This window comes from Methylobacterium sp. WL116, assembly GCF_008039455.1.
GTDB lineage: Bacteria > Pseudomonadota > Alphaproteobacteria > Rhizobiales > Beijerinckiaceae > Methylobacterium.
Genome location: NZ_VRUV01000005.1, coordinates 22,770 through 40,740 on the forward strand (window position 1 = coordinate 22,770; position 17,971 = coordinate 40,740).

The following is a 17,971-nucleotide window of genomic DNA, read 5'->3' on the forward strand; positions in this document are numbered from 1 at the left end:
GTTCCGGCGCACAGGCACGTTCGGGTCGGCAGGATCGGGTTGGCAGGCCGGCACCGAGCCTATACCCGTGATCCTCGGATCGAAGGACGGCGAAGACGATGCGGCTGGTGGTGGTGGGCGCCGACGGGCGCATGGGGCGGATGCTGATCCGCGCGGTGGCGGAAGCCGAGGGCTGCACGCTCTCGGCCGCGATCGAGCGCGAAGGCTCGGACGCGATCGGCCACGATGCCGGGACGCTCGCCGGCCTCCACCCGCTCGGCGTGCCCGTCACCGACGACCCGCTGACGGCGTTCGCGGCCTGCGACGGCGTGCTCGATTTCACCGTCCCGGCGGCGACGGTGCAATTCGCCGAGCTCGCGGCGCAGGCCCGCATCGTCCACGTGGTCGGCACCACCGGCCTGTCGGAGGACGACCTCGCCAAGCTCCGGGCCGCCGCCTACCACGCCCGCATCGTGCGCTCCGGCAACATGTCGCTCGGGGTCAACCTGCTCGCCGCCCTGGTGCAGCGGGTCGCCGCCGCCCTGGGGCCGGAATTCGACATCGAGATCGCCGAGATGCACCACCGCATGAAGGTGGACGCGCCCTCCGGCACCGCCCTGCTGCTCGGGGAGGCCGCCGCGGCAGGCCGCGGCGTCGACCTCGCCGACGTCCGCGTCTCGACCCGGGACGGCCATACCGGCGCGCGCCGGGCCGGCGACATTGGCTTCGCGACGCTGCGCGGCGGCAGCGTCGTCGGCGATCATTCGGTGATGTTCGCCGGCGCCGGCGAGCGCATCACCCTCTCGCACCACGCCGAAGATCGCAGCCTGTTCGCGGCCGGAGCGGTGAAGGCGGCGCTCTGGGCGCATCCGAAGCCGCCGGGCCTCTACAGCATGACAGACGTGCTCGGCCTGTAAGGCTACGCTCGACCACGGACGGGCGCGGGTGGTCGGCCCGCGCTTGGGGCCTCGGCCCGGCTCTGGTAGGAGCCGCAGCGACCTGCCCGATCGGGCGCCTCCCCAGAAAGACCGGACCCCGATGGACCGCTTGCTCGTCCTCGCTCGCCACGGCCAGAGCGAGTGGAACCTCAAGAACCTCTTCACCGGCTGGCGCAACCCGGACCTCACCGAGCGCGGCGTCGACGAGGCGCACAAGGCCGGGCGCTGGCTGAAGAGCGAGGGCTACGGCTTCGACGTGGCGTTCACCTCGAACCTCGGGCGGGCGCAGCGGACCTGCAAGCTGATGCTCGGCGAGATGGGCCTGTCCGAGATCGAGACGATCCGCTCGGAGGCGTTGAACGAGCGCGATTACGGCGACCTGTCCGGCCTCAACAAGGAAGACGCCAAGGCGCGCTGGGGGGCCGAGCAGGTGCACCAGTGGCGCCGCTCCTACGATATCCCGCCGCCCGGCGGCGAGAGCCTGAAGGACACCGCGGCCCGGGTGCTGCCCTACTATATCGAGACGATCCTGCCCCGCGTGATGGCCGGCGATCGGGTGCTGGTGGCCGCCCACGGCAACTCGCTCCGCGCCCTGGTGATGGTGCTCGACCGGCTCAACACCACGACCATCGCCGGCCTGGAGATCGCCACCGGCGTGCCGCTCGTCTACCGCCTCAAGGCCGACACCACCGTCGCCTCGAAGACGGTGCTGGAACGCGACATCGACGACGCGTGACGCGCAGCGCGTGGCGGTCGAACTCGCGCCGGGCCTGATCCACCATCCCGGCTGGCTCGATGCGGCCGCCCGGCGGCGCCTCTCCGACGAGATCGCGACCGTGCTGGCGGCCGCGCCGCCGTTCACGCCGCGGATGCCGCGCACGGGAAAACCGTTCTCGGTGCGGATGTCGAATGCCGGCCCGCTCGGCTGGGTCTCGGACGTCGCCGGATACCGCTACCAGCCGGATCATCCCGAGACCGGCGACCCCTGGCCGGCGATGCCCGCGACCGCACGCGCCGCCTGGGACGCGCTCGCCGATCATCCCCGCCCGCCCGAGGCCTGCCTGATCAACCTCTACGCGACGGGCGCCCGCATGGGCCTGCACCAGGACCGCGACGAGGACGACCTGACGGCCCCGGTCGTGTCCCTGTCGCTGGGCGCGGCGGCGGTGTTCCGCTACGGCGGCCCGAAGCGCTCCGACCCGACCCGCTCGATCCGCCTGACAGCCGGCGACGCCCTGGTGATCGGCGGCCCCTCCCGCCTCATCCACCACGGCGTCGACCGCATCGTCGCGGGCGGCGACCTGCTGTCGGTGGCGGAAGACCCGGACCCGCCCTTCCTGCCCCCGGGCGGCCGCTGCAACCTGACCCTGCGGCGGGTGACGAGGGCGCCTTGAACGCGAAGGGCCCGGGTTGATGCGCACTCATGGAGACAGGCGCCTGGTTCGAAGTTCGCTCCAAGGCCCGCAGGTCCGGCATCCGGGTAGACGCGTGAACGCGTCCGCTTGACAGGACCCGGCCGCGGGCCGACGCATCGCATCCGGTCCGGCGCCATTCCGGATTGTGGAGATCCTGGTTCGATGCGCCTGCGCCCCCGTCTGTCCGCCCTCGCGCTGCTTGCCCTGGTGCTCGGCTTCGATGCGGGGCCGGCGTCGGCCGCCGAGCCGATCTATCCCGCGGGCTCGCGCTTCGGGTTCGAGCCGCCCTCCGACATGTCGCCCTCGCGCCGCTTCTCCGGCTTCGAGCGCAAGGAGGGCGGGGCGACGCTCTCGGTGGTCGAGCTGCCGGCGACCGCCTTCGCCGACCTCGTGCAGACCTTCACCGACGCCAACCTGAAGAACCAGGGCTTCGCCGTCGAGACCCGCGAGCCGGTGAAGATCGGCGAGGCCGACGGCATGCTGTTCACCGGCTCGCAGCCGGGCGAACCGGGCAGCGCCACGCCGACGGTCCGCAAGTGGCTGCTGCTCGTCGGCGATCCGACCGTCACCGGCCTGATCATCGGGCAGGCGCTGCCCGATGCCGAGACCGAGAAGACCATGCGCAGCCTCGTCACCGGCGTGACAATCCGGCCGGCGCTGACGCTGGCGCAGCAGGTCGACGCGCTGCCCTTCCGCATCGCCGATCCGGCGGGGTTCCGCCCGCTGCGCGTGCTCGCCGGCAACTCGGTTCTGCTGACGCAGGGGCCGAAGGACCAGATGAGCAACCTCGAGCAGCCGATCCTGGTTCTGGCTCAGGCGGTGCAGCAGCCGCCGACGGCCGAGCAGCGCGACGGCTTCGCCAAGGCCGCGCTGTACTCCAACCAGACCATGAAGGATTTCGTGATCGAGCGCTCGCAGAGCTACCGCTCGAACGGAACCGATTGGCACGAGATCGTGGCGCGCGCCACCGACATGCCGACGAACACGCCGGTCGTCGTCTCCCAGACGATCCGCTTCGCGCCGGACGGCTATCTCCGCGCCCTCGGGGTGGTGCGCGAGGACCAGCGCGAAGGCACGCTCGCCAAATTTCGCGAGGTCGTGGACAGTGTTCAGGTGAAATAGCACGGGGCAGCCTGAGAATTCGCCCGTCGTCCGAGGAAACCACTCCTTGCGACCACCGGTTGTCGTCGCGACGCGCCGTCTCGTAGACGGCCATCGCGACGGGACCATTGATGACCGACCGAAACCATAGCGCAGACGGACTGGACGAGCGCCATTCCGCCGTGTGGACGCTGGCGCTCGCCGCCACCCTCGTCGGCATCGCCGCGCTGCCGTATCGGCGCGGTGGAGACCGGCCCGCGCCGGCCCCGGACGGTCCCCGTGCGCCCTCGCCCTCGCATTCCGGCGGCGACGCCCGGGCGGTGGCGCAAACCGAGTCGGACCGCGGCCGGCAGGCGAGCACCCCCTCCGAAATACCCAAAAGCGGCTGGAAGGATGTCGGGCTGCGCGTGTTCCGCGACCTGAAGGAGAATCGCCTGGTCTCGGTCGCGGCCGGCGTCACCTTCTACGTTCTGCTCGCGATCTTCCCGGCCGTGGCGGCGCTGGTGTCCTGCTACGGCCTCTTCGCCGACGTCGCCACGATCAACGACCACCTCGCCAGCCTCCAGGGGGTGATGCCCTCCGGCGCGATCGACATCGTCGGCGAGCAGGTCAAGCGCATCGCGGCCAAGGGCGACACGACCCTCGGCGTCACGTTCTTCACCGGCATCCTGCTCTCGGTCTGGAGCGCCAACGGCGGCATGAAGGCGGTCTTCGACGCGCTCAACATCGTCTACGAGGAGCGCGAGACGCGAAACTTCGTCTGGCTGAACCTGCGGTCCCTCGCCTTCACCGCGGGCGCACTGCTGTTCATCATCCTGGCGCTCGGGGCGATCGTGGTGTTGCCGGTGGTGTTCAACACGGTCGGGCTGTCGGCGGACGCGTGGTACTTGGCGCTGCTGCGCTGGCCCGCCCTGTTCGTCGCCGTCCTCGGCGGCCTCGCCCTGCTCTACCGCTACGGCCCCTGCCGCGACGCGCCGCGCTGGCGCTGGGTGACGTGGGGCAGCGCGATCGCCGCCTTCGCCTGGCTCGCCGGCTCCCTCGGCTTCTCGTGGTACGTGGCGAACTTCGGCAAGTACAACGACACCTACGGCTCGCTCGGCGCCGTGATCGGGTTCATGACCTGGATCTGGATCTCGACGGTGATCGTGCTGCTCGGCGCGGAGGTGAATGCCGAGATGGAGCACCAGACCGTCCACGACACCACGGTCGGGGCGCCGCAGCCGCTCGGCACGCGGCGGGCGAAGATGGCGGATACGGTGGGGGCTGCGACCTGAGGCGCGTTCCGCGAAGGTCGGATCCGCGGTAGGGTCGGTCCATGGATCGCGACGCCGCCATCGACATCCTGCGTGCGCATGAGCCGGAGCTGCAACGCCTCGGCGTGCGGCATGCCGCGGTGTTCGGCTCGGTCGCGCGGGGCGAGAACCATGCAGGCAGCGACCTCGACGTGATGATCGAGATCGACGAGGCCGCCGTGCGCGATGTCTTCGATTATGTCGGGGTGATTCACTTCATCGGCGACCTGTTTCCGATATCCGGGATGTGTCCAATCGCAAAATGCTCAAGGCGCATGTCAAGCCTGAAGCAGAACGAGAGGCCGTCCATGCTTTCTAGGCGTGGCCGCGAGGCATGCCTCGGCATTCGTGAGAACGTCGAGGCCGCCTTCGACTTCATCGGTGGAATGGACGCTGCGAAATTCGAGCAGGATCGACGGACCATCTATGCCGTGACCCGCTGTCTCGAGATTATTTCGGAAGTCAGTCGACGCGTCGATACAGCGACGAAAGACCGGCATCCGCATATCCCCTGGCAGCAAGTTTCAAGCGCCGGGAATATCTACCGGCACGAATATGCGAACGTGTTGCCGCTCCAGATCTGGCGGACCGTGCAGGAGCGTCTGCCCGAACTGCTGGCCATGTGCGTGGCGGAGCTTCAGCGTGCCGACGCACCAGGCACGTCCGGATGACGCGCCGCTTCGTTCCAGCTACGAGCGGCCGATGAGCGCTGAAAACGAAACCGCCTCCCCCGTCGGCCCCGGCGATCAGGTGATCCTGGTGGACGGCTCGTCGTTCATCTTCCGGGCCTACTTCCAGGCGATAAACCAGCCGGAGAAATTCAACTTTCGGCCCTCGGACGGGCTGCCGACCGGAGCCGTGCGGCTGTTCTGCACCAAGATCGCGCAGTTTGTTCAGGAGGGCGCGGCCGGCATCTGCCCGACCCATCTCGGCATCGTCTTCGACAAGTCGGAGGGCTCGTTCCGCAAGGAGCTCTACTCCGACTACAAGGGCCACCGCCCCGACGCGCCGGACGACCTGAAGCGGCAGATGCCGCTGATGCGCGACGCGGTGCGCGCCTTCGGCCTGCATGCGATCGAGATGGAGCGCTACGAGGCCGACGACCTGATCGCCACCTATGCCCGGCAGGCCGAGGCGCGGGGCGCCGGCGTCATCATCGTCTCGTCCGACAAGGACCTGATGCAGCTCGTCGGGCCGCTGGTTCGGTTCTACGATTTCGAATCCGGTTCCAAGGGCAAGCCGGGCCACCGCCCCGAGCGCAACCTCGACGAGGCGGCGATCGTCGCCAAGTGGGAAGGCCTGCAGCCGAACCAGATCGGCGACGCGCTGGCGCTGATCGGCGACACCTCCGACAACGTGCCCGGCGTGCCCGGCATCGGCCTGAAGACCGCGGCGGCCTTGATCAAGGAATACGGCAGCCTCGAGCAGCTCCTGGAGCGGGCGGGCGAGATCAAGCAGCCCAAGCGCCGCGAGATGCTGCTCGCCGGCATCGAGCAGGCGCGGCTCTCGCGCCGGCTCGTGGCCCTGGTCGAGGACGTCGACGTGCCGGTGGCGCTCGACGACCTGCGCCTGCCCAAGCCCGACCCGGAAAAGCTCGTCGGCTTCCTCAAGGCGATGGAGTTCAACACGCTGACCCGGCGCATCGCCGCGATGCTGCATGTCGACCCGGAAGCGGTGAAGCCCGATCCGCGCCTGCTCCCGGGCCATGTCCCGGGCGACGACGCCCCCTTCTCCGACGCCGCAGCCGCGGCCGGGAATGGCGCCGAGATCGACCCCTTCGCCGATCTCGGCCTGCCGGACGCCGCGCCCAAAGCCCGGGGCCCGTCCGATCCGACGCCGTCGAACCTCGTCGCGGCGCGCGCGGCGGAGGCGAGCAAGCCGTTCGACACCAGCGCCTACGAGACGATCCTCTCGCTCGAGCATCTCAATGCCTGGATCGCCGAAGCGCACGAGGTCGGCGTGATCGCAGTCGACACCGAGACCGACTCGCTCGATGCGCACCACGCCCACCTCGTCGGCGTGTCGCTCTGCGTCGCGCCGGGGCGCGCCGCCTACATCCCCCTCGCCCATGTCCGCGCGGTCGAGGCCGCGCCGAACGCCGACGACCTGTTCGGCGGCGGGGCGACGGCGTCCGATCTCGTGGAGGCGCTGCCTTCGCAGATCGACCGCGACGCCGCGCTCAGTCGGCTGAGGCCGCTGCTCGAGAGCCCGAGCGTGCTCAAGGTGGCGCAGAACCTGAAATACGATTGGCTCGTGTTCCAGCGCTACGGCATCACCGTGGCGCCGTGTGACGACACCATGCTGATCTCCTACGTGCTCGATGCCGGCAAGGGCGGGCACGGCATGGACGAACTCGCCAAGCGCCATCTCGGCCACCAGCCGATCACCTTCTCGGACGTGGCCGGCACCGGCAAGGCCAAGGTCACCTTCGACCGGGTGCCGCTCGACCGGGCCACCGCCTACGCGGCCGAGGATGCCGACGTGACGCTGCGGCTGTGGCGGATGATGAAGCCCCGCCTCGTCGCCGAGCGGCGGCTCGCCGTCTACGAGACCCTGGAACGGCCCCTGATCGCGGTGATCGCCCGGATGGAGCAGCACGGCATTCGCGTCGACCGCAACATGCTCTCGCGGCTGTCGGGCGACTTCTCGCAGATCCTGGCGCGTCTCGAGGAGGAGATCCAGGAGGATGCCGGCGAGCGCTTCCAGGTTTCCTCGCCGAAGCAGATCGGCGACATCCTGTTCGGCAAGATGGGCCTGCCCGGTGCCAAGAAGACGCCGTCCGGCCAATGGGCCACCCCTGCGACCCTGCTCGAGGAGCTGGCCCAGGCCGGGCACGACCTTCCGAAGAAGATCCTCAACTGGCGCCAGCTCGCCAAGCTGAAGTCGACCTACACCGACTCGCTGCAAGAGCACGCCGACCGCGACACCAACCGGGTCCACACCTCGTTCTCGCTCGCCGCCACCACCACCGGACGGCTGTCCTCCTCGGACCCGAACCTGCAGAACATCCCGATCCGCACCGAGGAGGGCCGCCGCATCCGCCGCGCCTTCGTCGCCGACCCCGGCAACCGCCTGATCTCGGCCGACTACAGCCAGATCGAGCTGCGCCTGCTCGCCCACATGGCCGACATCCCGCAGCTGCGGCAGGCCTTCGCCGACGGCATCGACATCCATGCAGCGACCGCGAGCGCCATGTTCGGCGTGCCGCTCTCCGAGATGACGCCGGACCTGCGGCGGCGGGCCAAGACCATCAACTTCGGCATCATCTACGGCATCTCGGCCTTCGGGCTCGCCGACCGCCTCGGCATCGGCCGCGAGGAGGCGAGCCTGTTCATCAAGCAGTATTTCGAGCGCTTCCCCGGCATCCGCGACTACATCGACACCACCAAGCGCGCCTGCCGCGACAAGGGCTACGTCACGACCCTGTTCGGCCGCGTCTGCCACTACCCGCAGATCCGCTCCAACAACCCGTCCGAGCGCGCCAGCGTCGAGCGCCAGGCGATCAACGCTCCGATCCAGGGCACCGCCGCCGACATCATCCGCCGGGCGATGACACGGATGGAGGCGGCGCTCACCGCCGAGCGCCTGAACGTCCGCATGCTGCTGCAGGTGCACGACGAGCTGGTGTTCGAGACGAACGAGGCCGAGGTGGATCGCGCGATCCCGGTGATCAAGCACATCATGGAAGAGGCGCCGGCTCCGGCGCTCACGCTCCACGTGCCGCTGGTGGTCGAGGCGCGGGCGGCCGAGAACTGGGAGGAGGCGCATTGAGCGGGGGCTCACCCGGTCGTCGACGGATCGAGCTTCAGACCTCCCGTCAAACCACCGCATCCTGAGGCGTCGAAGCCCAGCGGGGGCCTCCAGGTCGCACCGAGGGTTCTGGTGGCCCCCTTCGAGGTCCGCTGACGCGGGCACCTCAAGATGAGTCGAGGACGGGAATGGCGGACCGCGTGTGAATTCCCCGGATAGCGAGGCCCTGTTAAACCCGCGCCATGCCCCAAACCGTCGCCACCCTCTACCAGTTCGTCCCCCTCCCCGATGCCGCAACGCTCGCGCCGGTGATCGAGGGCTTGTGCAAAGACCTCGGCCTGGCCGGCACGCTCCTGCTGGCGCACGAAGGCATCAACGGCACGGTGGCAGGCTCGGCCGAGGCGATCGCGGCGTTCCTCGCCGCCCTGAACGGGCCCGACCTGTTCGGCGGCCGCCTCGATCGGCTCGAATGCAAGCTGTCGACGGCCGAGGCACCGCCGTTCGCGCGGATGAAGGTGAAGCGCAAGCCGGAGATCGTGACCTTCGACGGCGGCGCCACCGACCCGGCCGACGGGGTCGGGACCTACGTCGCGCCCGAGGACTGGAACGCGCTGCTCGACCGGCCAGGGGTGGTGGCGGTCGACACCCGCAACCGGTTCGAGGTGGCGCTCGGCACGTTCGCGGGCGCGGTCGATCCGGGGCTGTCGCGCTTCGGCGAGTTTCGCGCGTTCGCGGAGACGCTCGATCCCGGTGCGGAATTGGCGCTGTTCTGCACCGGCGGCATCCGCTGCGAGAAGGCCGGCGCCTACCTCAAGGCGCGCGGGTTCGCGCACGTCCATCTGCTCCAGGGCGGCATCCTGAAATACCTCGAGACCGTGCCGGAGGCCGAGAGCCGCTGGACCGGCGACTGCTTCGTCTTCGACGGCCGCATCGCGCTGGGGCCGGCGCTGGCCGAGCGGCCCGACCATCCGCCGGAGGCCCTGCGATGAGCGAGTCCGCCCGCATCGATCATCTTGAGATGCGCCTCACCGAGCAGGACGCGACCATCGACGACCTCAACCGCACCGTCACCGAGCAGTGGCGGCTGATCGACCGGCTGCGGCGGCAGGTGGAATCGCTGATCGAGCGCGTCGAAGAGGCGGGCGCTCGCACGGCTGCCGGCGGCGCCGAGCCCCCGCCGCCGCATTATTGAGGGCATCAGCGCGCCCTTCCCTCCCCCGCAGGGGGGAGAGAAGACGCGGTGAACCTGCCTTCGAGGCCTAGAAATTCGCCTGCGTGACGAACTTGGTGGCGAGGTAGCCGTCCAGTGCTTCGGAGCCGCCCTCGCTGCCGTAGCCGGATTCCTTGACCCCGCCGAAGGGCGTCTCCGGCAGGGCGATGCCGTGGTGGTTAATCGAGACCATGCCGCTCTCGACCATGCTCGACACCCGCGTCGCCCGCTCCGACGAGCGGGTGTAGGCGTAGGCCGCCAAGCCGTAGGGCAGGCGGTTGGCCTCCGCGTAGGCTTCCGCGTCGTCGGAGAAGCGCTGGATCGCCGCGACGGGGCCGAACGGCTCCTCGTTCATGATCCGGGACGTCAGCGGCAGGTCGGTCAGCACCGTCGGCTCGAAGAAGTTGCCGCGGTTGCCGATGCGCTTGCCGCCGGTGCGCAGCGTGGCGCCCTGCGCGTTGGCATCGGCGACCAGCGCCTCCATCGCCTCCAGGCGCCGCCCGTGGATCAGTGGGCCCATCTTCGTCTCGGGATCGAGGCCGTCGCCGACCTTCAGGTTGGAGGCGAGGTCGGTGAAGCCGTCGACGAAGCGGTCGAACACCGAATCGTGGACGAGGAAGCGGGTCGGCGCGACGCAGACCTGGCCGGCGTTGCGGAACTTGTTGGCGCCGAGAACCGCCACCGCCTTCTCGACATCGGCATCGCCGAAGACGATCGCCGGCGCGTGGCCGCCGAGCTCCATCGTCGCCCGCTTCATGTGCTGGCCGGCCAGGGCCGCGAGCTGCTTGCCGACCACGGTCGAGCCGGTGAACGAGATCTTCCGGATCACCGGATGCGGGATCAGGTACGACGAGATCGTCGCCGGATCGCCGTAGACCAGCGCGAGGCAATCGCCCGGCACGCCGGCATCGAGGTAGGCGCGCACCAGCTCGGCGCAGCTCGCCGGCGTGTCCTCGGGGCCCTTGAGGATCACCGGGTTGCCGGTGCAGAGCGCGGCGGCGATCTTGCGGACGGCCTGGTTGATCGGGAAATTCCACGGGGTGAAGCAGGCCACCGGCCCGACCGGCTCGCGCACCACGAACTGCAGCATCCCGTCGCCGCGGGGCGGGATCACCCGGCCGTAGGCGCGCTTGCCTTCCTCGGCGAACCAGTCGGTGACGTCTGCCGCGGCCATCGTCTCGATGCGCGCCTCGGCGAGGGGCTTGCCCTGCTCCAGCGTCATGATCCGGGCGATGGCGTCGGCGCGCTCCCGCAGCAGGTCGGCGGCCCGGCGCAGCACCTTGCCGCGATCGAAGGCCGAGACCTTGCGCCACTGCGCGAAGCCGCGCGCGGCGGCCTCGAGCGCCCGGTCGAGGTCGTCCCGGGTGGCGACGGCGCATCGCCCGATGGTCTCGCCGGTGGCGGGGTTGAGCACCGGCAGCGTCTCGCCGCCCGAGCCGGCGACCCAGGCGCCGGCGATGTGAAGCGTCACGTCCGGATACATGTCGGCCCTGCGATCCCTGCCCGGCCGGCCGCGATGGGCCGGCGACCGAGGCAATGTCGCGCTCGACGCCGCCGGGGGCAAGGCGCCGGCGGGAACGAACCGGCCGGGATGTCCGGCTCAGGCGGCGATGCTGCGCTTGACCGGCTCCGGGCCCTTCACCGTGACGGGGCCGCCGCGGCGCGCGCGCAGCGTGCCGCCCTTCGGCACGACCTGCCAGCCGTCCTTGGCGCCGTCGATCGGCTCGGAGACCACGACCAGGCCGGCCTCGGTCTGGCGATAGTACAGGCTCGGGGGCCGCGCATCGCAGGCCCACCGATAGGCGATGAGCTCGTCGCCGTCGGTCAGCAGCGCGGTGAAGCGCAGCGGCTCGGTGATGCCGGCCGCCTTCATCAGGTCGCGCACGGTGGCCAAGGTCTCGGCCATGGCGCCGATCGGGTCCTCGGCAAGGCCGTTGGAGAGGGCGAGCAGGAAAAGGGCCTCGGAGTCGGTGCTGCCGCGACGCCCGTCGTACAGGGCGTCCGGGATCAGCGCCTCGAGGCGGCGCTTGATCCGCAGGTATCCGCCGATCTGACCGTTGTGCATGAACAGGTGCCGGCCGTTCACGAAGGGGTGGCAGTTGGTCCGCGCGGTCGCCGTCCCGGTGGAGGCGCGCACGTGCGCGAAGAAGGTCCGGGCGCGGACCTGCCCGCACAGGTTGACGAGGTTCTCGTCCGACCAGGCGGGCGAGATGTCGCGATAGATGCCCGGCTCCGGTCGTTCGCCGTACCAACCGAGGCCGAAGCCGTCGCCGTTGGTCTCGGTCTTCCCCTGCTCGGCGTGCAACGATTGATGCACGAGCGAGTGCGTCGGCGCGCAGACGAGGTCCGACAGGAAAACCGGCTCACCGCTATAGGCCAGGAAGCGGCACATGGTTGGGGCCAACCTCTTGCTGATCGCGCTGGCGCGAACCTTACCCAGTCTGCCCTCGGGCAAGCCCGGTGCCGCGCCGTCGCCGAACCGTAACATTTCGTTGTCGATGATGAACAGTTCGCTAACGCACTGCAGCATGCACGGAGTTTGTGCGCTCCTGAACGGATCCTCGCCAAACCGGTCGCAACGCAGGCATGCGCTTGAGACGAATTCAGACTCTTGTTACCCGGCTTCGGACGGCGCAGCATGGCTCATCCGGGAATCAGCGCCCCACGCATGAGGTCGCGTCGCCGGTCAGGCATCGAACCCGCATCCGCAACATCTCGTGAAGGAGGTCCCATGGACCGCGCCCCCTCCCCCTGTCCGGTCGCCCTCGTCGTCGAGGACGATGCCGCGGTCCGCAACCTCGCCGCCGCCGTGCTCGAGGAGACCGACCTCGGGGTGATCGCCTGCGATAGCGCGGAGGCCGCGATCTCGATCCTGGAGCGCGACGACGTCACCGTCGCGCTGCTCTTCGCCGACATCCGCCTGCCGGGCGCCATGGATGGGCTCGCGCTCGCCCGCACCGTCGAGCGCCGCTGGCCGGACGTGCGGGTGGTGGTGACCTCGGGCTACGATGCCGGCGGCGATGCGAGGATGCCGGCGCAGGCGGTGTTCATGCAGAAGCCGTGGCGCGCCCTCGACGTGCTGGTCCAGGCCGAGCACGCGACGGAAGCCGCCCGCGCCGCCTGAGCGCGTTCCGGTCCGATACGAGGACGGCGCACGCGGCGTCGTCCGGGATCCTCTCACGAACGAAAAAAGCCCGGACCGCAAGGGCGGCCGGGCCTTTTTCGAGGATCGCGATCGACGGGCCTCGCGGCCCGGATCGTCTTACTCGGCGGCGGAAGCCGCCGGAGCGCCGCCGGCCGGAGCGGACGGGGTCATCGACGGGAAGCCGGGACGACGGGGGGCGCCGGCGCCGAAACGGGGCTTCGGCTTCGGAGCAGCGATCAGGCCCTCGCGGATCGCGGTCTTGCGGGCCTGCTTGCGGGCGCGACGGACCGCCTCGGCCTTCTCGCGCGCCTTGCGCACGGACGGCTTCTCGTAGGCCTTGCGCTGCTTCATCTCGCGGAAGATGCCTTCGCGCTGCATCTTCTTCTTGAGGACGCGGAGCGCCTGATCGACGTTGTTATCGCGAACGAGTACCTGCAACGGAGTGGATCCTCTAGAACCGGTTTGAACGTGGCATTCGGTCGGCGCGGTCAGCGTGACGCCCGCGAGCGTTGCGGGAAACCGACAGCGCCCCGGACCCGGGGATCGCCCGGGCGGGACGCGGTTCGGACCGTCTCGATTCGGCACCAAATCTGCACCTTGGGCAGGCTCTTACACCAAGCGCCCGCGAGTTCCAACCGGATTGGTGACGCGACGTCGATCCGCGTGCGGTGTGACCGCGCGGACGCAGGGGGGGAAGGCCGTCGTCCGCCCGCACAGGACATGCCGGGCGCAGCAATCCGGCCCGGCTCCTGCAATGCCGTCCTAAGTCGGGTATGACATCCCAGGCCGGACCCGTCCCGGCAGGGCTGGCGAAGGGACGCTCATGACGGGTGAGAGACAGCGATGACCGACGACGCGCAGCAATTCGCCAGCGACAACTATTCCGGCATCTGCCCGGAAGCCTGGGCGGCGATGGCGGCCGCCAATGCCGGGCATGCGCCGGCCTACGGCGAGGATGCCTGGACGGCACGCGCGGCGAACGCCTTCCGCACCCTGTTCGAGAGCCGCTGCGAGGTGTTCTTCGCCTTCAACGGCACGGCCGCCAACGCGCTGGCGCTGGCCGCGCTCTGCCGCTCCTACCACAGCGTGATCTGTGCCGATGCCGCCCACGTGGAGACCGACGAGTGCGGCGCGCCGGAGTTCTTCTCGAACGGCTCGAAGCTGCTCACGGTCCGCACCGAGAGCGGCAAGCTGACCCCGGACGCGATCCGGGCGCTCGCCACCAACCGCAAGGACATCCACTTCCCGAAGGTCCGCGTGGTGACGGTGACGCAGCCGACCGAGACGGGGCAGGTCTACACCCTCGCCGAGTTGCGGGCGATCTCGGCGACCTGCCGCGACCTCGGCCTGTCGCTGCACATGGACGGGGCCCGCTTCGCCAACGCCTGCGCCCATCTCGGATGCAGCGCGGCGGACATGACGTGGCGGTCGGGCGTCGACGTGCTCTGCTTCGGCGGCACCAAGAACGGCATGCATGCCGGCGAGGCGGTGGTGTTCTTCGAGGCCGCACTGGCTGAGGATTTCGGCTATCGTTGCAAGCAGGCGGGGCAGCTCGCCTCGAAGATGCGCTTCCTCTCGGCCCCCTGGGTCGGGATGCTGGAGAGCGGGGCGTGGCTGAGCAACGCCGCGCACGGCAACGCCTGCGCACAGGGCTTCGCGGCGGCGGTCGCGGACATGCCTGGCATCGCGCCGATGTTCCCGGTCCAGGCCAACGCCGTGTTCCTGGCGATGCCGGCGGACACGATGGAACGCCTGCGCGGCAGGGGCTGGCGCTTCTACACCTTCATCGGTGGTGGAGCCCGGTTCATGTTCGCCTGGGACGCGAAGCGTGAGCGCGTCGCTGAGCTGGTTGCGGATCTGCGCGCCGTCGCTGCGGCACCGGCATGAGCGGGCGGCGGGTTGCGTGGCCGGGTGCCGCTGTCTAACAGGGTCTCATGGTTCCGGCAGACGTTCGCCCGTCATCGATGACGCCGCCGTAGCGCGCGCGACGCCCCGCGGTCCCCGTTTCCACGGGGCATCGTGCTTGGGCCGCCGAACCGTCTCCCGTCGAAATCCCGTCTCTCATGAGCCCGCACGCTGCCTTCCGCGGGCGCGGGCCGGATCCTTTGCATGACCTTTCAAACCTTGCGGGCCGAATGGGCCCCGCACGTGCCGCGCGAGCTCCTCGCCGGCACCGTCGTCGCGCTCGCGCTCATTCCGGAGGCGATCGCCTTCTCGCTCATCGCCGGCGTCGATCCGCAGGTCGGGCTCTACGCCTCGTTCTGCATCGCGGTGACCACCGCGATCGTCGGCGGACGGCCGGCGATGATCTCGGCCGCCACCGGCGCCACCGCCCTGGTGATGGCGGGGCTGGTGCGCGAGCACGGCCTGCAATACCTGCTGGCCGCCTCGATCCTCGCCGGCCTGATCCAGATCGGCGCCGGCCTGCTGCGGCTGGGCGACCTGATGCGCTTCGTCTCGCGCTCGGTGATCACCGGCTTCGTCAATGCCCTCGCGATCCTGATCTTCCTCGCTCAGATGCCCGAGCTGATCGGGCGCGGTCCGACCGTCTACGCGATGGTCGCGATCGGGCTGGCGATCATCTACGGCCTTCCGCGCCTCACCAGGGTGGTGCCCTCCCCGCTCGTCTGCATCGTCCTCCTGACGATCGCCGCGATCGCGCTGGCGCTGCCGATCCGCACGGTCGGCGACATGGGCGCGCTGCCGAGCAGCCTGCCCTCGTTCCTGCCGCCGCAGGTCCCTCTGAGCTTCGAGACCTTGCGAATCATCCTGCCCTACGCCGCCACGGTCGCCATGGTCGGCCTGCTCGAATCGCTGATGACGGCGGCGATCGTCGACGAGATGACCGATACCGGCAGCGACAAGAGCCGGGAATGCCTCGGCCAGGGCACCGCCAACATCGTCTCGGGCTTCTTCGGCGGCATGGCCGGCTGCGCCATGATCGGGCAGACGGTGATCAACGTCACCTCCGGCGCCCGCGGTCGCCTGTCGTGCCTGTGGGCGGGCTGCTTCCTGCTGTTCATGATCGTCGCGCTCGGCGCCTACGTCCGGCAGATCCCGATGGCGGCGCTGGTGGCGGTGATGATCTTCGTCTCGATCCAGACCTTCTCCTGGCGCTCGATCCGCGATCTCGCCCGGCACCCGGGCTCGTCCAGCGTGGTGATGCTCGCCACCGTCGCGGTGGTGGTCGCGACCCACGACCTCGCCCGCGGCGTCCTCGTCGGCGTGCTGCTGTCGGGCGTGTTCTTCGCGCGCAAGGTCGCCCGCGTCTTCCGCGTCGAGAGCCGCCGGGAGGGCGTGGTCCGCACCTACGTCGTCACCGGGCAGCTGTTCTTCGCGACGGCCGAAGCATTCCACGGCGCGTTCGATTTCCGCGACGACGCCGAGCGGATCGTGCTCGACCTTTCGGCGGCGCATTTCTGGGACATCACCGCGATCAATGCCCTCGACCGGGTCGTGCTGAAGTTCCGCCGTCACGGCCGGGCGGTCGAGATCGTCGGCCTCAACCGCGCGAGCGCGACCCTGGTCGAACGCCTCGGCACCCACGACAAGCCCGGTGCGATGGCAGCACCGGGACACTGACGCGACGGCCGGCGCTCAGGCGAGCCAGTCGGGCATCCGGTCGAGGCCGATCAGCGCGTCGTAGCTCTGGCGCGGGCGCACGATCGCCACCTGCGAACCGCTGACCAGCACCTCGGGCACGAGGCGGCGGGTGTTGTAGGTGCCGGCTTGGACCGCTCCGTAGGCGCCCGCGGTCATCACCGCGATCAGGTCGCCGGCGACGACCCGCGGCATCTCGCGCTGCAGGGCGAGATAGTCGCCGGTCTCGCAGACCGGTCCGACCACGTCCGCCGTCACGCGCGGCGCGTCGGCGGCCGGAGCCTCCACCGGGCGGAGGGCGTGATAGGCCTCGTAGAGGGTCGGCCGGATCAGGTCGTTCATCGCGGCATCCACGATGACGAAGGTGCGGCCCTCGCTTTCCTTCACGTAGACCACGCGGGTGACCAGGATGCCGGCATTGCCCGCGATCATCCGGCCGATCTCGAAGACCGGCCGCAGGCCGAGCGGGGCGAAATGCGGGCGGATCGTCGCGGCGAGCGCCGCCGGGTCCGGCGGGGCTGCGTTGTCGTCGCGATAGGGGATGCCGAGGCCGCCGCCGAAATCGATGTGGCGGATCGGATGGCCCTCGGCGATCAACCGGCCGGCCAGCCCGGCGAGCAGCCGCGCCGCATTCTCGAACGGCGCGAGATCGGTGATCTGGCTGCCGATATGCATGTCGACGCCGTGGATCGCGAGGCCCGGAAGGGTCGCCGCCAGGGCGTAGACGGCGGGCGCGCGCGTGATCGGGATGCCGAACTTGTTCTCGTACTTGCCCGTCGAGATCTTGACGTGGCCGCCCGCGTCGATGTCGGGATTGACCCGGATCGAGACCGGCGCCTCGATCCCGAGGCTGGTCGCCACCTCGGACAGCGCCAGCAGCTCGGGCTCGCTCTCGACGTTGAAGCAGTAGATCCCGGCCTTCAGCGCTGCCGCCATCTCGTCGCGGGTCTTGCCAACGCCGGAGAACACGATCTTCTGCGCGTCGACCCCGGCCCGTAGCGCGCGGAGCAGCTCGCCCTCGGAGACGATGTCCATGCCGGCGCCCCGTCGGGCGAGCGTCGCCAACACGGCCTGGTTGGAGTTCGCCTTCATGGCGAAGCAGACCAGCGCGTCGTCGCCCGAGAACGCCTCGGCGAAGACGTGGAAGTGCCGCTCCAGGGTTGCGGTGCTGTAGCAGTAGAACGGCGTCCCGACCCGCTCGGCCAGGGCCGTCAGGTCGACGTCCTCGGCGTGCAGGCGTCCATCGCGATCCTGGAAATGGTGCATCGTTCGGCCGTGTCCGGGAAGCGTCGAGATCCGCCGTTCGGCTCGAGATCCCGTCCGCGGGGAAGCCTCCCCCGGGGCGGGAGAGCAGGGTGGAAGACGAGGGCGCCGTGCGATCCGGCGCGGGAGCGGCGCGCTACAGCAGCGGATCGAGGATGAAGGGATCCTTCGGGATGCGATAGCCGCGCTTGGCCCCGCGGCCGGTCTCGACCGGCGCCTCCGTGCCGGAGGCCGGGGCGAGCGCGGAGGGCGGCAGCTCGTCGCCGTCGCGGACCGCG

The 17,971-nt window shown here is 70.1% G+C and carries 16 protein-coding genes; 12 read left to right on the plus strand and 4 right to left on the minus strand.

Features of this window, described 5'->3' with window-relative positions; all coding sequences use genetic code 11:
* Positions 1-98 precede the first annotated feature (98 nt).
* From dapB to FV223_RS01480, 9 genes are all read left to right on the plus strand, one after another.
* Positions 99-896, plus strand: a complete 798-nt coding sequence (gene dapB, locus FV223_RS01435) for a 4-hydroxy-tetrahydrodipicolinate reductase (protein ID WP_147725017.1) — start codon at positions 99-101, stop codon at positions 894-896.
* A 121-nt stretch (positions 897-1,017) separates the two neighbouring features.
* Positions 1,018-1,653: a 2,3-bisphosphoglycerate-dependent phosphoglycerate mutase gene (locus tag FV223_RS01440; protein ID WP_147725019.1), complete on the plus strand. Its 636-nt coding sequence runs from the start codon at positions 1,018-1,020 to the stop codon at positions 1,651-1,653.
* Positions 1,654-1,663: 10 nt separating this feature from the next.
* Positions 1,664-2,311, plus strand: a complete 648-nt coding sequence (locus FV223_RS01445; RefSeq protein ID WP_147725021.1) for an alpha-ketoglutarate-dependent dioxygenase AlkB — start codon at positions 1,664-1,666, stop codon at positions 2,309-2,311.
* Positions 2,312-2,494: 183 nt separating this feature from the next.
* Complete coding sequence (locus tag FV223_RS01450) at positions 2,495-3,454, plus strand: hypothetical protein (protein WP_147725023.1); 960 nt, start codon at positions 2,495-2,497, stop codon at positions 3,452-3,454.
* A 110-nt stretch (positions 3,455-3,564) separates the two neighbouring features.
* The gene (locus tag FV223_RS01455; RefSeq protein ID WP_147725025.1) at positions 3,565-4,707 is read left to right on the plus strand and encodes a YihY/virulence factor BrkB family protein; all 1,143 of its coding nucleotides are present in this window, start codon (positions 3,565-3,567) and stop codon (positions 4,705-4,707) included.
* Between the two features lie 41 nt (positions 4,708-4,748).
* Positions 4,749-5,396: a HepT-like ribonuclease domain-containing protein gene (locus FV223_RS31430; protein WP_246689569.1), complete on the plus strand. Its 648-nt coding sequence runs from the start codon at positions 4,749-4,751 to the stop codon at positions 5,394-5,396.
* A gap of 31 nt (positions 5,397-5,427) precedes the next feature.
* Positions 5,428-8,496, plus strand: coding sequence for a DNA polymerase I (gene polA, locus FV223_RS01470; RefSeq protein ID WP_147725027.1), 3,069 nt, complete (start codon positions 5,428-5,430; stop codon positions 8,494-8,496).
* Between the two features lie 221 nt (positions 8,497-8,717).
* Entirely contained in the window at positions 8,718-9,464 is a 747-nt protein-coding gene (locus FV223_RS01475) for a rhodanese-like domain-containing protein (RefSeq protein ID WP_147725029.1), read from the plus strand.
* On the plus strand, positions 9,461-9,667 hold the full coding sequence (locus tag FV223_RS01480) for a SlyX family protein (protein ID WP_147725031.1): 207 nt from the start codon (positions 9,461-9,463) through the stop codon (positions 9,665-9,667). Before FV223_RS01475 ends, FV223_RS01480 begins: the two co-directional genes overlap by 4 nt.
* Before the next feature lie 67 nt (positions 9,668-9,734).
* Here FV223_RS01480 and FV223_RS01485 read toward each other — a convergent pair whose 3' ends face one another.
* Positions 9,735-11,168 (minus strand): NAD-dependent succinate-semialdehyde dehydrogenase, encoded by a 1,434-nt coding sequence (locus tag FV223_RS01485; RefSeq protein WP_147725033.1) that lies wholly within the window; start codon positions 11,166-11,168, stop codon positions 9,735-9,737.
* A gap of 117 nt (positions 11,169-11,285) precedes the next feature.
* Complete coding sequence (locus tag FV223_RS01490; protein ID WP_147725036.1) at positions 11,286-12,077, minus strand: class II glutamine amidotransferase; 792 nt, start codon at positions 12,075-12,077, stop codon at positions 11,286-11,288.
* 339 nt (positions 12,078-12,416) lie between these two features.
* On the opposite strand from FV223_RS01490, the gene FV223_RS01495 reads away from it, so the two are divergent.
* Positions 12,417-12,809 (plus strand): response regulator, encoded by a 393-nt coding sequence (locus FV223_RS01495; protein ID WP_147725038.1) that lies wholly within the window; start codon positions 12,417-12,419, stop codon positions 12,807-12,809.
* A 138-nt stretch (positions 12,810-12,947) separates the two neighbouring features.
* On the opposite strand, the gene rpsU is transcribed toward FV223_RS01495, so the two are convergent.
* The gene (gene rpsU, locus FV223_RS01500; protein ID WP_147725040.1) at positions 12,948-13,268 is read right to left on the minus strand and encodes a 30S ribosomal protein S21; all 321 of its coding nucleotides are present in this window, start codon (positions 13,266-13,268) and stop codon (positions 12,948-12,950) included.
* A 405-nt stretch (positions 13,269-13,673) separates the two neighbouring features.
* On the opposite strand from rpsU, the gene FV223_RS01505 reads away from it, so the two are divergent.
* Both FV223_RS01505 and FV223_RS01510 read left to right on the plus strand, forming a co-directional pair.
* The gene (locus tag FV223_RS01505) at positions 13,674-14,717 is read left to right on the plus strand and encodes a low specificity L-threonine aldolase (RefSeq protein ID WP_147725042.1); all 1,044 of its coding nucleotides are present in this window, start codon (positions 13,674-13,676) and stop codon (positions 14,715-14,717) included.
* A 222-nt stretch (positions 14,718-14,939) separates the two neighbouring features.
* Positions 14,940-16,412 carry a SulP family inorganic anion transporter gene (locus FV223_RS01510; protein WP_147725044.1) on the plus strand — a complete coding sequence of 491 codons (1,473 nt, stop codon included), beginning with the start codon at positions 14,940-14,942 and terminating at the stop codon, positions 16,410-16,412.
* Between the two features lie 15 nt (positions 16,413-16,427).
* On the opposite strand, the gene lysA is transcribed toward FV223_RS01510, so the two are convergent.
* On the minus strand, positions 16,428-17,696 hold the full coding sequence (lysA, locus tag FV223_RS01515) for a diaminopimelate decarboxylase (RefSeq protein WP_147725045.1): 1,269 nt from the start codon (positions 17,694-17,696) through the stop codon (positions 16,428-16,430).
* Positions 17,697-17,971: the final 275 nt, after the last annotated feature.